This is a genomic window from Mesorhizobium sp. M1409, from assembly GCF_040317535.1.
In the GTDB taxonomy this organism is placed as follows: Bacteria; Pseudomonadota; Alphaproteobacteria; order Rhizobiales; family Rhizobiaceae; genus Mesorhizobium.
Window position 1 is genome coordinate 42,017 of the sequence record NZ_JAMYKV010000001.1, and the last position, 14,126, is coordinate 56,142.

General features: G+C 63.7%; 13 protein-coding genes. 8 read left to right on the plus strand and 5 right to left on the minus strand.

Features of this window, described 5'->3' with window-relative positions:
• The first annotated feature begins 19 nt into the window (after window positions 1-19).
• From kdpA to NKG99_RS00295, 6 genes are all read left to right on the plus strand, one after another.
• On the plus strand, window positions 20-1,723 hold the full coding sequence (gene kdpA / locus NKG99_RS00270; protein WP_352863126.1) for a potassium-transporting ATPase subunit KdpA: 1,704 nt from the start codon (window positions 20-22) through the stop codon (window positions 1,721-1,723).
• A 7-nt stretch (window positions 1,724-1,730) separates the two neighbouring features.
• Window positions 1,731-1,946, plus strand: a complete 216-nt coding sequence (locus NKG99_RS00275) for a hypothetical protein (RefSeq protein WP_352863128.1) — start codon at window positions 1,731-1,733, stop codon at window positions 1,944-1,946.
• Window positions 1,943-4,036: a potassium-transporting ATPase subunit KdpB gene (gene kdpB / locus NKG99_RS00280; protein ID WP_352863129.1), complete on the plus strand. Its 2,094-nt coding sequence runs from the start codon at window positions 1,943-1,945 to the stop codon at window positions 4,034-4,036. The genes NKG99_RS00275 and kdpB overlap by 4 nt, the downstream gene beginning before the upstream one ends.
• A gap of 73 nt (window positions 4,037-4,109) precedes the next feature.
• The gene (kdpC, locus tag NKG99_RS00285; RefSeq protein ID WP_352863131.1) at window positions 4,110-4,673 is read left to right on the plus strand and encodes a potassium-transporting ATPase subunit KdpC; all 564 of its coding nucleotides are present in this window, start codon (window positions 4,110-4,112) and stop codon (window positions 4,671-4,673) included.
• 57 nt (window positions 4,674-4,730) lie between these two features.
• Complete coding sequence (locus tag NKG99_RS00290; RefSeq protein WP_352863132.1) at window positions 4,731-7,460, plus strand: DUF4118 domain-containing protein; 2,730 nt, start codon at window positions 4,731-4,733, stop codon at window positions 7,458-7,460.
• Window positions 7,457-8,149: a response regulator transcription factor gene (locus NKG99_RS00295; protein WP_352863133.1), complete on the plus strand. Its 693-nt coding sequence runs from the start codon at window positions 7,457-7,459 to the stop codon at window positions 8,147-8,149. The genes NKG99_RS00290 and NKG99_RS00295 overlap by 4 nt, the downstream gene beginning before the upstream one ends.
• A 14-nt stretch (window positions 8,150-8,163) precedes the next feature.
• Here NKG99_RS00295 and NKG99_RS00300 read toward each other — a convergent pair whose 3' ends face one another.
• The 5 genes from NKG99_RS00300 to rpsU form a co-directional block, all read right to left on the minus strand.
• Entirely contained in the window at window positions 8,164-9,600 is a 1,437-nt protein-coding gene (locus tag NKG99_RS00300; protein ID WP_352863135.1) for an MFS transporter, read from the minus strand.
• 204 nt (window positions 9,601-9,804) lie between these two features.
• The gene (locus NKG99_RS00305) at window positions 9,805-10,302 is read right to left on the minus strand and encodes a DUF992 domain-containing protein (protein ID WP_352863136.1); all 498 of its coding nucleotides are present in this window, start codon (window positions 10,300-10,302) and stop codon (window positions 9,805-9,807) included.
• A 93-nt stretch (window positions 10,303-10,395) separates the two neighbouring features.
• Window positions 10,396-10,872, minus strand: coding sequence for a DUF992 domain-containing protein (locus tag NKG99_RS00310; RefSeq protein ID WP_352725195.1), 477 nt, complete (start codon window positions 10,870-10,872; stop codon window positions 10,396-10,398).
• A gap of 205 nt (window positions 10,873-11,077) precedes the next feature.
• Window positions 11,078-11,920: a tetratricopeptide repeat protein gene (locus NKG99_RS00315; RefSeq protein ID WP_352863137.1), complete on the minus strand. Its 843-nt coding sequence runs from the start codon at window positions 11,918-11,920 to the stop codon at window positions 11,078-11,080.
• 141 nt (window positions 11,921-12,061) lie between these two features.
• Window positions 12,062-12,340, minus strand: coding sequence for a 30S ribosomal protein S21 (gene rpsU, locus NKG99_RS00320; protein ID WP_023810129.1), 279 nt, complete (start codon window positions 12,338-12,340; stop codon window positions 12,062-12,064).
• 134 nt (window positions 12,341-12,474) lie between these two features.
• On the opposite strand from rpsU, the gene NKG99_RS00325 reads away from it, so the two are divergent.
• Together NKG99_RS00325 and NKG99_RS00330 are read left to right on the plus strand one after the other, a co-directional pair.
• Window positions 12,475-12,639 (plus strand): hypothetical protein, encoded by a 165-nt coding sequence (locus NKG99_RS00325; protein ID WP_352863139.1) that lies wholly within the window; start codon window positions 12,475-12,477, stop codon window positions 12,637-12,639.
• Window positions 12,640-12,830: 191 nt separating this feature from the next.
• Complete coding sequence (locus tag NKG99_RS00330) at window positions 12,831-13,898, plus strand: cyclic nucleotide-gated potassium channel (RefSeq protein WP_352863141.1); 1,068 nt, start codon at window positions 12,831-12,833, stop codon at window positions 13,896-13,898.
• The last annotated feature ends 228 nt before the right edge of the window (window positions 13,899-14,126 follow it).

The following is a 14,126-nucleotide window of genomic DNA, read 5'->3' on the forward strand; positions in this document are numbered from 1 at the left end:
AGGCACGGAAAGCACAGCCATGACCCTGAACGGTTGGATACAGATCCTGGTTTATTGCGGGATCATCATTTTGCTCGTGAAACCGCTCGGCGGCTACATGCACCGCGTCTTCAACGGCGACCGCACGCTGCTCTCGCCAATCTTCGGCCCGATCGAGCGCGGGCTCTATCGCATTTGCGGAACCAGCGAACGCGAGGAGCAGCACTGGACCACCTATGCGGTGGCGCTGCTGCTGTTCAACCTTGCCGGCTTCCTTGTGCTCTATGTCCTGCAGCGCCTGCAGGGAAGCCTGCCCTACAACCCCGCCGGCATGACCGCGGTTGAGCCAGGACTGGCCTTCAACACCGCCGCCAGCTTCATGACCAACACCAACTGGCAGAACTACGGCGGCGAGAGCACGCTGTCCTACCTCGTGCAGATGGCCGGCCTGACGGTGCAGAACTTCGTTTCGGCGGCCACCGGCATAGCCATCGCCATCGCTTTGATCCGCGGTTTTGCCCGCGCTTCCGGCAAGTCGATCGGCAATTTCTGGGTCGATATGACCCGCTCAACACTCTATCTGCTGTTGCCGTTCTGCATCGTGCTGACTCTGGTCTATGTCTGGCTCGGCATGCCGCAGACGCTTGGCGCCTACGTCGAGGCCACGACGCTCGAAGGCGCGAGGCAGACCATCGCCGTCGGCCCGGTCGCTTCGCAGGTGGCCATCAAGATGCTCGGCACCAATGGCGGCGGCTTCTTCAACGCCAATGCCGCGCATCCCTTCGAAAACCCTGACGCGATCTCCAACCTGATCCAAATGGTGTCGATCTTCGCCATCGGCGCTGCCTTGACCAACGTCTTCGGCCGCATGGTCGGCAACCAGCGCCAGGGCTGGGCGATCCTGTCGGCCATGGGCGTCATGTTCATCGGCGGCGTCATCGTCTGCTACTGGGCGGAAGCCGCCGGCAACCCGCTGGTGCATGCGCTAGGCATCGACGGCGGCAACATGGAAGGCAAGGAGACACGCTTCGGCATCGCCTTGTCGGCGCTGTTTGCCGTCATCACCACCGCCGCCTCCTGCGGCGCCGTCAATGCCATGCACGGCTCGTTCACCGCGCTCGGCGGCATGATCCCGATCATCAACATGCAGCTTGGCGAAGTCATCGTCGGCGGTGTCGGCGCCGGGCTCTACGGTATCCTGACGTACATCGTCGTCGCTGTCTTCGTCGCCGGCCTGATGGTCGGCCGCACCCCCGAATATCTCGGCAAGAAGATCGAGGCCAAGGAGGTCAAGATGGCGATGCTGGCCATCCTGTGCCTGCCGCTGGCGATGCTGATCTTCACCGCCATCGCGGTCGTGCTGCCGACCGGTGTGGCGTCGATGGGCAATGCCGGCCCGCACGGCTTTTCCGAGGTTCTCTACGCCTACACGTCGGGTGCGGCGAACAATGGCTCGGCCTTCGGCGGCCTCAGCGGCAACACGCCCTGGTACAACATCACCATCGGCATCGGAATGTTGATGGGCCGCTTCCTGGTCATCATCCCGGCGCTGGCCATCGCCGGCTCGCTGGTGGCGAAGAAGACGGTTCCGGCTTCCGCCGGCACCTTCCCGACCGATGGCCCGCTGTTCGTCGGGCTGCTGGTCGGCGTCATCCTGATCGTCGGTGGTCTGACCTTCTTCCCGGCGCTCGCCGTCGGGCCGATCATCGAGCACCTGGCTGGCATTCACGGGCAGACCTTCTGAGGCTGTCATGCCCTGGTTCAACTCCATGCGTCGCAAGATCAGCCACGGTGGCGATCACGGGAAGGAGGAGAGACCTCCTCCTTTCCCGACCCTGTCGACGTTTCTCGGTCTTGCGGCAGTCATGCTCGTCCTCTGGTTGCTGGCCTACGGGCCGCCACACTTCTTTTCGGCAACCGATCGTTCGGTGCCATCCAACAACACCGAAGCCGGAGCTTCAAAATGAGCCGCTCGAAATCAGCAAGCATCATGGATGCCCGCATCCTGCTTCCCGCCATTGGCGGCGCCTTCCGCAAGCTCGACCCGCGCACGCTGGCCAGGAACCCGGTGATGTTCGTCGTCGCCGTCGTCTCGGCCCTCACCACGGTGCTGTTCGTCAAGGACCTAGTCACCGGCGGCGGCAATCTCGGCTTCACGCTGCAGATCATCATCTGGCTGTGGTTCACCGTGCTGTTCGCCAATTTCGCCGAAGCGGTCGCCGAAGGCCGCGGAAAGGCACAGGCGGATTCGCTGCGCAAGGCGCGCACCGAGACCCAGGCCAAGCTTTTGACCGGCGAAGACCGCACCAGATACAAACTCGTGCCCGGCACCAGCCTCAAGGTCGGCGATGCGGTGCTGGTCGAGGCTGGCGACATCATCCCGTCCGACGGCGAGGTGATCGAGGGCGTCGCTTCGGTCAACGAAGCAGCAATCACCGGCGAATCCGCACCGGTCATTCGCGAATCCGGTGGCGACCGTTCGGCGGTCACCGGCGGCACGCAGGTTTTGTCCGACTGGATCCGCGTGCGCATCACGGCCGCGTCCGGCCACACCTTCCTCGACCGCATGATCTCGCTGGTCGAAGGCGCTGAGCGCCAGAAGACGCCGAACGAGATCGCACTCAACATCCTGCTCGTCGGCATGACGCTGATCTTCGTTCTGGCCACCGCAACGATCCCGAGTTTTGCGACTTATTCGGGTGGCTATATCTCGGTCACCGTGCTCGTCGCCCTGTTCGTCACCTTGATCCCGACCACCATCGGCGCGCTGCTGTCGGCCATCGGCATTGCCGGCATGGACCGCCTGGTGCGCTTCAATGTGCTGGCTACGTCGGGCCGCGCCGTCGAGGCTGCCGGCGACGTCGACACGCTGCTGCTCGACAAGACCGGCACGATCACGCTCGGCAACCGCCAGGCGACCGAGTTCCGTCCGGTCAAGGGCGTCACCGAGCAGGAGCTGGCCGACGCGGCGCAACTCGCGTCGCTTGCCGATGAGACGCCGGAAGGCCGCTCGATCGTCGTGCTGGCCAAGGAGAAATACGCCATCCGCGCCCGCGACATGGCCACGTTGCATGCCACCTTCGTGCCCTTCACCGCGCAGACCCGCATGAGCGGCGTCGACATTGACGGCTCTTCGGTGCGCAAGGGTGCGGTCGATTCCGTGCTTGCCCATGTCAGCCAGTCGACGGTCGCCGCCCACGCGACGCGGCCCGGCAGCGATACCGTCCGTGACCTGCAGGCGATCGCCGACGAGATCGCCAAGTCGGGCGGCACGCCGCTGGCTGTCGAGCGCGACGGGCGCCTGCTCGGCGTCGTCCACCTCAAGGACATCGTCAAGGGCGGCATCAGGGAGCGCTTTGCCGAACTGCGCAAGATGGGCATCCGCACGGTGATGATCACCGGCGACAATCCGATGACGGCGGCGGCCATTGCCGCGGAGGCCGGCGTCGACGACTTCCTCGCCCAGGCGACGCCCGAGGACAAGCTCAAGCTGATCCGCGACGAGCAGGCCAAGGGCAAGCTGGTCGCCATGTGCGGCGACGGCACCAACGATGCGCCGGCCCTTGCCCAGGCCGATGTCGGCGTCGCCATGAACACCGGCACGGTCGCCGCCCGCGAGGCCGGCAACATGGTCGACCTCGACAGCGATCCGACCAAGCTGATCGAGATCGTCGAAATCGGCAAGGCGCTGCTGATGACGCGCGGCTCGCTGACGACTTTCTCCATCGCCAACGACGTCGCCAAATATTTCGCCATCATCCCGGCGATGTTCGCGGCCTTCTACATCGCGCCGGGGCAGACCACGGGCCCGTTACAGGCACTCAATGTCATGCATCTGGCGACGCCGCAGAGTGCTATCCTGTCAGCCATCATCTTCAACGCGCTGATCATCATCGCACTGATCCCGCTGTCGCTGAAAGGCGTCAAATACCGTGCCATCGGCGCCGGCGCGCTGCTCAGCCGCAACCTGCTCGTCTACGGTCTCGGCGGCATCATCGTCCCGTTCGTCGGCATCAAGGCGATCGACATGATCGTCACCTCACTCGGCCTCGCTTAACTCTGTGTTTTAACGCAATTCCCTAGGGAAAGCGCTACGCACTTTTCCTGGAATTGCTCTGAGGAATATGTCCATGCTCACCCAGATAAGACCCGCGATCGTCATGATCGTCTTCTTCACGGTGCTGACCGGCCTGATCTATCCGTTGGGCATGACCGGAATCGCCCAGGCGCTGTTCCCGCGCCAGGCCAATGGCAGCCTGATCGAGAAGGACGGCAAGGTCATCGGCTCCGAACTGATCGGCCAGGCCTTTGCCAGCGACCGCTATTTCCATGGTCGCCCCTCGGCTGCCGGCGACGGCTACAATGCCGCCGCCTCGAGCGGCAGCAATTTAGGTCCGACCAACCCCAAGCTGATCGACCGCATCAAGGGCGACGCGGAAAAGCTGAAGGCGGAGAATCCGAACCAGCCCGTCCCGATCGATCTGGTCACCACTTCCGGCAGTGGCCTCGATCCTGATATCAGTCCCGAAGCGGCCTACTTCCAGGTTGCCCGGGTGGCGAAGGCCAGGGGGATCGATGAAGCCAAGGTCAAGGCGCTTGTCGACCGCCAGGTCGAGGGCAGGGAACTCGGCTTCATGGGCGAACCGGCGGTCAATGTGCTTGGTCTCAATCTTGCGCTGGACGCCGCGAAATAGGGAATGGCGGCGGCCAGGGATCGACAGTATCCCCGGCGCCATCCATGATCGAACCTGATGCCGGACGACAGAAGCAACGATACCAGACCCTCTCCCGACGCGCTGCTCGATCATGCCGAGCGGGAGGGACGCGGCCGTTTGCGGATATTCCTCGGCGCCGCGCCGGGCGTCGGCAAAACCTACGAAATGCTGATGTCGGGCCGCGCCCGACTGGCCGACGGCGTCGACGTGGTGATCGGCATCGTCGAGACGCATGGCCGCAAGGAAACGCTGGCCCTGGTCGAGGACTATGAGGTCATTCCGCGCCGCAAGGTCGACTACAAAGGGCGCATCCTTGACGAGATGGATATCGACGCCATCCTTGCCCGGCGTCCGGCGCTGGTTCTCGTCGACGAGCTCGCCCATACCAACGCGCCCGGCAGCCGCCATCCCAAGCGCTATCTCGACGTTCAGGAAATCCTGACGCACGGCATCGACGTCTACACGACGCTCAACATCCAGCATGTCGAAAGCCTGAACGACGTCGTCGCCCAGATCACCAAGGTCAGGGTGCGCGAAACGGTTCCCGATTCCATCATCGACCAGGCCGACGATGTCGAGATCATCGATCTTACCCCCGACGACCTGATCAAACGGCTCGAGGAAGGCAAGGTCTATTTCCCCAACACCGCCCAGCGCGCGATCGAGAACTACTTCTCGCCCGGCAACCTGACGGCGCTCAGAGAGCTGGCGCTGCGCCGAACCGCACAGCGCGTCGACGACCAGTTGCTGATCCATATGCAGGCCCATGCTATTCCCGGACCATGGGCTGCCGGGGAAAGGGTTCTCGTCTGCCTCGACGCGCGTCCGGGAGGAGCGGCCCGCGTCCGCTATGCGCGCAGGCTGGCCGACCGGCTGCGTGCCCCCTGGACGGCGCTGCATGTCGATAGCCCGCGCTCGGCCAGTATGCCCGAAGAGGATAAGGACCGGCTCGCAAACAACCTGCGCCTCGCCCAGCAGCTTGGCGCCGAGGTAACGACCATTCCGGGGCAGAATGTAGCGCAGGACATCGTGCGTTACGCGACGGCGAACAACTTCACCCATATCGTGGTCGGCAGGCCGACCCGGTCGCGCTGGCGGGAATTGATCGAAGGCTCGCTCACCTATGATCTCATCCGCAATGCCGGCGACATCAGCGTCCATGTCATTTCGGGAAACGAACGCGGCACGGAGGCGGCGTCGAGGAGCGTCAGGGCGGCGGACGAGCAGTGGCAGTTCGAGATCTGGCCCTATCTAAAGGCCACGGCATTTGTCGTGGGCTCGCTCGCCTTCGCCATGCTTCTCGACCAGTTTCTCGACGTTCGCAATCTGGCGATCATCTTTCTCATCGCGGTGCTGGCATCGGCGGTGACCGGTGGCCTGTGGCCGGCTCTGTATGCCTGTTTCGTCAGCGCCCTTGCCTTCAACTATTTCTTCCTGGAACCGCGCTACACGCTGACCATCCGGGATCCGGAAAGCATTGTCGCGCTCGGCGTGTTCCTGGTTGTCGCCGTTATCGCCAGCAATCTGACGGCGCGCGTGCAGCGCCAGGCGGTCGCCGCCCGCTCACGGGCGCGGGCGACGGAGGACATCTACCTCTTTTCGAAGAAGCTTGCCGGTGCCGGCACGCTCGACGACGTTCTCTGGGCCACCGCTTTCCAGATCGCCTCGATGCTGAAGCTGCGGGTGGTGCTGCTTTTGCCGGAAGACGGAACGATCACCGTCAAGGCCGGCTATCCGCCTGACGACACGCTGGCCGAAGCCGACATCGCCGCCGCCCGCTGGGCGTGGGAGCACAACCGTGCCGCGGGTCGCGGCGCCGACACGCTTCCCGGCGCCAAGCGCCTCTACCTTCCCTTGCGAACCGGGCGCACGGCGATCGGCGTCGTCGGCCTCGACAATGACAAGCAGGGACCGCTGCTGACGCCCGAACAACAGCGCCTGCTCGACGCGCTGGCCGACCAGGCGGCTGTCGCCATCGAGCGCATCCAGCTGGTCGCCGACGTCGACCGCGCCAAGCTCGCGGCCGAGGCGGACCGGCTGCGCTCGGCGCTGCTCACCTCGATCTCGCATGACTTGAAGACGCCGCTCGCCGCCATCATGGGTGCGGCCGGCACGCTGCGGGAATTCGCGCCGACACTTCCCGAACAGGACCGGGTGGAGCTTTTGTCGACCGTGCTCGACGAATCCGAGCGGCTGAACCGTTTCATCGCCAATCTGCTCGACATGACCAAGATCGAGTCCGGCGCGATGGAGCCGAACTTTGCCTTCCACTATGTCGGCGACATCGTCGGTTCCGCCTTGCAGCGGGCCAGGAAAATCATCGGCGAGCACAAGATCGAGACGGACATCCCCTCGGATCTGCCGATGTTGAAGGTCGATCCCGTGCTGTTCGAGCAGGCGCTGTTCAATCTCCTCGACAATGCAGCGAAATACGCGCCGGCCAGCTCGACGATCCGCATGCAGGGCTGGATCGACAATGGTTCTGTCCTCCTGCAGGTCATGGATGAAGGGCCGGGCATCCCCCCCGGCGATCTGGAACGGATTTTCGATACCTTCTACCGGGTGCGCAAGCGCGATCAGGTCCGCGCCGGCACCGGGCTCGGGCTCTCGATCTGCCGTGGTTTCATCGAGGCGATGGGTGGGACGATCACGGCGGCAAACCGGACCGATCGTTCGGGCGCGGTCTTCACCATCAAGATGCCTAAGCCGGCCAACCCGCCCGATCTCGACGCCTCCGCCACGGATGATGTGGGTGACTTGGCATGACAAACTCGAACGTCAGGATACTGGTCGTCGATGACGAGCCGCCGATCCGAAAGCTGCTGCGTGTCGGGCTCGGCAGCCAAGGCTACGCGATCAGCGAGGCGCCGAACGCCAAAGCGGCGATCGAGCTGATGGAGGCCGAGAAGCCGGACCTTGTCCTGCTCGACCTTGGCCTGCCCGGCATGAGCGGCCATGAGCTGTTGCGCAAATGGCGTGACGACGGCCTCGACATTCCGGTGGTCATTCTGTCGAGCCGCACCGACGAGGCCGGCATCGTCCAGGCTCTTGAACTCGGCGCAGACGACTATGTCACCAAGCCGTTCGGCATGAACGAACTGGTCGCGCGCATCCGCGTGGCGCTGCGGCACAAATTCCAGCAACAGGGCGAGAAGCCTGTTTTCCAGACCGGCGACCTGTCCGTCGATCTGGTCAAGCGCATCGTCAAGGTCGAGGGCAAGGACGTAAAGCTCTCGCCGAAGGAGTACGATATCCTGCGCATCCTCGTGCAGCATTCAGGCAAGGTGCTGACCCACCATTTCCTGTTGAAGCAGGTCTGGGGCGATTCGACCGACGTGCAGTATCTCAGGGTCTATGTCCGGCAGCTCAGGCAGAAGATCGAGAAGACCCCCGACCAGCCGCGCTACATCACCACCGAGACTGGTGTGGGCTATCGTCTGCGCGAGGTCGAGTAAGCCAGGACCCCGGTCTAGCCAACAGCCTCTTGCAGTCGATTTGCTGTTGTCGATGCCCGCAGAGCCGCCAGGCAGCCGACAATGCCGAGCGGCACGAAGGCGAGAAACAGCCAGGATGCGACATTCGCCGCCGCGTCGTGGTTCAAGCCTTGCGAAAAGCCGCTGGCGTTGGCGACGATGCCGGCGAGTGCGGCACCCACGGCATAGCCGATGCGCTGCATGGTCGGCACCGCCGCCGAGGCGATGGTCTGCTCGCTTTCAGGCGCTGAGGCGACGATGACGCGCGTCAGGAAGGGCCAGGAGATGCCGAAGCCGCCGCCCTGCAGCAGCGCGCAGATCAGGATCAGCGGGATAGAGCCTAGGGGTATCGTATAGGCAAAGCCGGCAATACCGGCCGCGATCATCACCGCGCCGCCAACGATGATCAGCCGCTCGCGCCGTGGCGGCGCGTTGGCGACCAGGATCGACAGGATCGACCAGGCGATCGATTCGGCGGCGATGATGTAGCCGGTGGTCAGCAGCGGAATGTCGTGCAGGCTGGTCAGCAGCAGCGGTCCGTAGACGCCGAAGGAACAGGTCGCTACCGAAAAGGCGGCAACCATGGTCATGCCGGCGCCGACCGGCGTTCGCCACGAGAACAGCCGCGCCGGAAACAGCCGCGAGCGCGGCTTCAACGCGTCGATGGAGAAGAACAGCACCAGGCCAGCCAGGCCAAGGACCATCAGCAGCGAGGAACGCAGCAATGCGATGTCGACGCCGGCCGAGGCGATCAGCACCACGGCGACGGCAAGGCAGCCAAGGGCCGCGAACGGGAAGGGCGGCGCCATGCCTATGCTCGTCCTGGGTTTCGTCGCCTCCGGCGTGTCGAGCACGATGAAACTTGCCAGCGCCATGGCGGTGCCGCCGAGGGTGAAGACGCCGAAGGCCCAGCGCCATGACAGCAGCTCGGTCATGATCGCGCCGAGCAATGGTCCGCTGAAGGCGGCGACGCCCCAGATCGCCGACATGATGCCGAAAAGCTGTGGCCAGATGGCGCGCGAGAACAGCCGCTCGACCGAGACGAAGGCCAGCGACACCAGCGCCCCGCCGCCAAGTCCTTCGATAAGGCGGCCGGCGAGAAACAGTTGCATGGAAGGCGAGGTGGCACAGATCAGCGCTCCGGCTGCGTAAAGGAGCGCGGCGACCACCATGTTGGTGCGCAGCGCGACATAGCTCACCAGACGTCCGGCCGCCGCGCCGGCAACGATGGCGCCGAGCTCGTAGATAGCCAGCGACCAGCCGACGAGCTGCACGCCGGCCAGTTCGCCGACCATGGCCGGCATCACGGTTGCCACCATGGTTTCGTTGGTGGCGTGCAGCAGGATGCCGAGGCTGATGAAGCAGAAGCGCGCCAAGTCGCCGCTTGCCCACAATGCGCGCCAGTCGACCCTGTTTGTGTTGATATCGGTCATGTCCACCCCTGCCTTGCAATATCTTGACGCCAGAGCAGGACGCCAGAAGCCAGTACGGATTTCCGGCAGGACCATGCGCGGGCAGGAGCGTGTATCGCGCGCCGCTTCAAGCGCGCTGCTCCGGTCGGGGCAGGCTTGTAAAACCTCAACCGAGGTTGAGCTCAAGCGAATTTTTCGGGATGTGGTTGCGGTCCGGTGGCGCGATCAATTCTCGGTGCTGCGCAACTGGAACTGGCTGACGCCGATCGCGAGGTTCATGCCGGTCTGCGTCTGCAGGCTGAGCGGCTGCAAGGTGAAGGCCTGCGAGGATCCTCCGACCAGCAGATTGGCGCCGGCGCCGACGGCCGCCGTCACCTCGGCGCTGGCGCCGATATAGTCGCCGGCCAACGCGCCCGGGGCATAGATATTCTTCAGCGGCGTCAGCACGATCCACTGCATGAACGTCTGCTTCGTCGTGCCGATGTCGAGGCCGTATTTGTTGACGGCGCCGAAATAGGCTTCCGGCGCGAAGCTCTTGTCGGCGGGATTGAAGGTGCAGCTCAAATCCTTGCTCGAGCCGAAGATGAAGCCGGTGCCGCCGCCGATGGCGCAATCGAGCGTGCCGAGTTCTAAGCCCTGGTCCCGCGCATGCGCCGCCCCGGCAAACACAGTGGCGATCACGGCGGCGGCAATGGCTGTCTTCAGTCTGGCTGTCTTGGGCATGGCAGTCCCCCTCAAAAACAAACGGCGCGGAACCATCCTATCTGGTTTCGCGCCGCAGGGTGAGGGGTCGTGGAGCGCATGGCTCCACTGCATTCACTTGAACGAATGGATGAGCTGGAGCGAGGTCACGGCCACGGCAAGGTTGACGCCGGTCTGCGCCTGGACGCTGAGCGGCTCCAACATGAAGGCGCTGTCCAGGCCGCCAACAAGCAGATTGGCGCCGCCGCCGGTCACGACGCTCGCCTCGGCGTTGACGCCGTAGTAGCTGCCGGCGAGATCGCCTCCGTCGCGGTCGCGCGTTGCCGCCAGCACGGCCCAGACGAGCTGGCCTTGATGCGTCTTGCCGACATCGAGGCCGACCTTGGAGATCACGCCGGTGTAAACCTCGGACGGTCCGTGATGATGGGGGCGGAAGACGCAGGACACGCCCTTGTTGGACGCGACGATATAAGCGGTGCCGCCATCGATGGTGCAGTCGAGCGTGCCGAGTTGCAGCTTGCCGGCGCTGGCCGGGGCGACGGCAAACGCCGTCATGGCGAGGACAGCGGCGCAGGCGAGTTTCTTGATCATGGGAGGTCCTTTCGCAAATTACTTTTTGACAACGGATTGGGTGGGCAGACCGTTCCGCTGAAAACTTGGCGCGAACAAGGCACGGGTCGACGCCTTGCTGCCGGGGTTAACACGGGGTTGCCGGAGTGCGTCTTTTCGGACACGCAAAGGACGCCGCGGCACTTGGATGCCACGCAGATTGTGTGGGAATGCTTGCCGAAATCGATCAGCTGACGCGGGCGAGGCCATCCTTGGCCGGCTGGTAGGCCGGGTTTAGATGGATGGCTTCGTGATAGGATTTCGCCGCCCTGGCCTTGTCGCCGCGCCGCTCGTAAATCAACGCCTGGTTGGCCCAGGCCTCGGCATTCTTGCCGTCGAGCTTGATCGCCATGTTGAAGTCGGCGAAGGCGTTGTCCTCGTCATTTGTCGCCAGGTAGGAAAGGCCGCGGCCATTGTAGGGTTCGGCGGCGTCCGGCGCCAGAGAGATGGCGGTCGAGAAGTCCTCGATGGCGAATTTGTGCTGGCCCTGACTCTGATAGATCAGGCCGCGATTGTGGTAGGCGCGCGCGTCGGTCGTGTCGAGCTGGATCGCCTTCTGGAAGTCGTTGAATGCGTCCTGGGTGCGGCCCGCCTTGCGGTAGAGATTGCCACGGCCGATGTAGGCGGCGTCATAATTTGAATTGATCTGAATCGAACGGTTGTAGTCCTCGAGCGCGGCCGTCTGATTGCCGAGGAAGCGCTGGATGAGCGCGCGGTTCGAATAGGCCTGGAAGAAATTCGGGTTGAGTTGGATGGCCTGGTTGAAATCCTTGAGCGCCGCCTGGTATTGGCCGCCACGGCCATAGGCCGAGCCGCGCACGTTGTAGGCTTCGGGATCCTGGGGATTGCGCTGAATGACCGCCGACAGCGAGGAGATGTTCTCGCTCGACCCCTGCGCCTTGTCGATGTTGTTGAATTCGCCGGTCGGGCCTGACGTCTGGCAGCCGGCAAGCGCCAGTCCGGAGAGCAGGGCCACTGTCAGGGCGAAACCACGCAATGCGGTACCGCGCTCCACGCTTGTTGCGTTCATGTCTGCCCTGTCCTCACTTCAAGCCGCGTCGCTCAGGTCCGGTTCCCCCCTCCGGGCCGGGTCACAACCAAAACAAAAAGGTGGCGGCGATTCCGCATCGCGCCACCTCTGATATCCTTCGAAAAGGACGAAAAATTGGCGTTAGAACCGCGGCGGACGCGGAGCACCACCTGCACCGCCGGCGGCGCCAGCAGCAACGGGGCGCGGCGTCATCGGCAGCAGGCCTTCGCGCTGGGCGCGCTTACGGGCCAGCTTGCGGGCGCGGCGGACAGCTTCAGCCTTTTCACGGGCGCGCTTTTCGGACGGCTTCTCGTAGTGACCGCGCATCTTCATTTCGCGGAAAATGCCTTCGCGCTGCATCTTCTTCTTGAGAGCGCGAAGCGCCTGATCAACGTTATTGTCGCGGACGAGTACCTGCACGGGCAATCCTGTCTTTCGGGTTTGATATCAACAGGCAAGCGGCCATAGCCACTAGCCTCCGCGGCGGTTTACACCACGAATTGGGGCGGCTGATAGCAGAATCATGCCGCGCTGTCCACAACCGAAATGGAAGAATGGCGCCGGACGCGACCGGCAGCGCGCGTATTGCTCTTCTTGGCGCCGACCAGTTCGAGCTGGCGGCAACCGATCCCAACTTGGTGGAAGGTTCCGCAAGACCGCTGGATAAGCAATTCATCTCGCTTGACGGCTACGCCGTCGACCAATCGTCGTCGACCTAGCCCGATCCGCGGAAGGCTGACCATCGCGCAATTGCCGGATCGGGTCATTCTGGGTTGTGGCCTGTCTGTTCACTTTCCCGGACATCTGAGTTTCACCGTTGGTGATGAACATCGCAGCGAAAGTAAGCACCTTTGCGCTTGCCTTGAAGGCATCCTATTCTGGAGGAATAGCATCCACTCGTGGGCATAGAATGTCGGTACTGCCTTTCGTAAGAATTTACGCGCCGCTCAACGCGCTGCTGGCTGCGACTGGGCTTGGGGCGGTGGCCATGCTCACGACACCAGACATGTCCGGACGAAGCAGACTGGCTCTGGCTGCCGTGCTCGCGGTCATTTGGGCCGTCTATCTCCTGGAACTGGCCGAGACGCTGCTCAAGCGCCGGGCGAAAGACGTTCGGGACAGGACGCCGGCTATCGCCATTGATGTGCTCGCGGTTTTGGTTCCACTCGCCGCATTTCTGCTCGTCGGCACGCCGGACCGGAGCCTCTACTGTGCTGTCTGGCTGCTGAAACCGCTGCGCGACTCGACTTTCTTCCCGCTGCTGGGCAGGATCCTGACCAACGAAGCGCGCAACCTGATCGGGGTCACCACGGTATTCGGCATCGTTCTGTTCGGTGTTGCGCTCGCAGCCTTTGTCATCGAGCGCGACGTCCAACCGCAAAAGTTCGGCAGCATCCCCCAGGCAATGTGGTGGGCGGTGGTCACGCTGTCCACCACGGGCTATGGCGACGCTATTCCGGAAAGCTTCGCCGGCCGCGTCCTTGCCGGGGCGGTCATGATGAGTGGCATCGGCATCTTCGCGCTCTGGGCTGGCATTCTTGCCACCGGCTTTTATCAAGAAGTCCGTCGCGAGGATTTCGTCCGTAATTGGCAATTGATCGCCGCCGTGCCGTTGTTTCAGAAGCTCGGCCCGGCCGTGCTGGTCGAGATCGTGCGCGCGTTAAGACCTCGTATCGTGCCGGCGGGCGCTGTGATCTGCCGCAATGGCGAGGCCGGTGATCAGATGTTCTTCGTCGTGGAGGGGCGTGTCAGCGTCGCGACGCCACACCCGGTGGAGCTTGGTCCTGGCGCCTTCTTCGGCGAGATGGCGCTGATCAGCGGCGAACCGCGCTCGGCGACCGTCAGCGCCACAACGGCGGTCTCACTCCTGTCGCTGCACTCGGCGGATTTCCAGATGCTGTGCAGCAGCAGCCCGGAGATCGCGGAAATCATCCGCAAGACCGCGCTCGAGCGGCGCGGCGCGGCACCTAAGGGTTGACCGTACTAAGCGTTCGTCAGGAGCAGGGCGCGATTCAAGGCTGCCCAACTGCCTGTCAATGATGGGGCGGCTCTATCGGCCACGCGCGGCAAGTCGGTGGTCGCCAAACATCGCAATTCAATTAATTCGGCTATCCCATCAGCAGGGCGAGCATCGACAAACTGCTTCAGGCGATCGACCGACAGAATCATGGCAAGGCCCCGAGTCATCTGCCAGGGAATTGCCGCG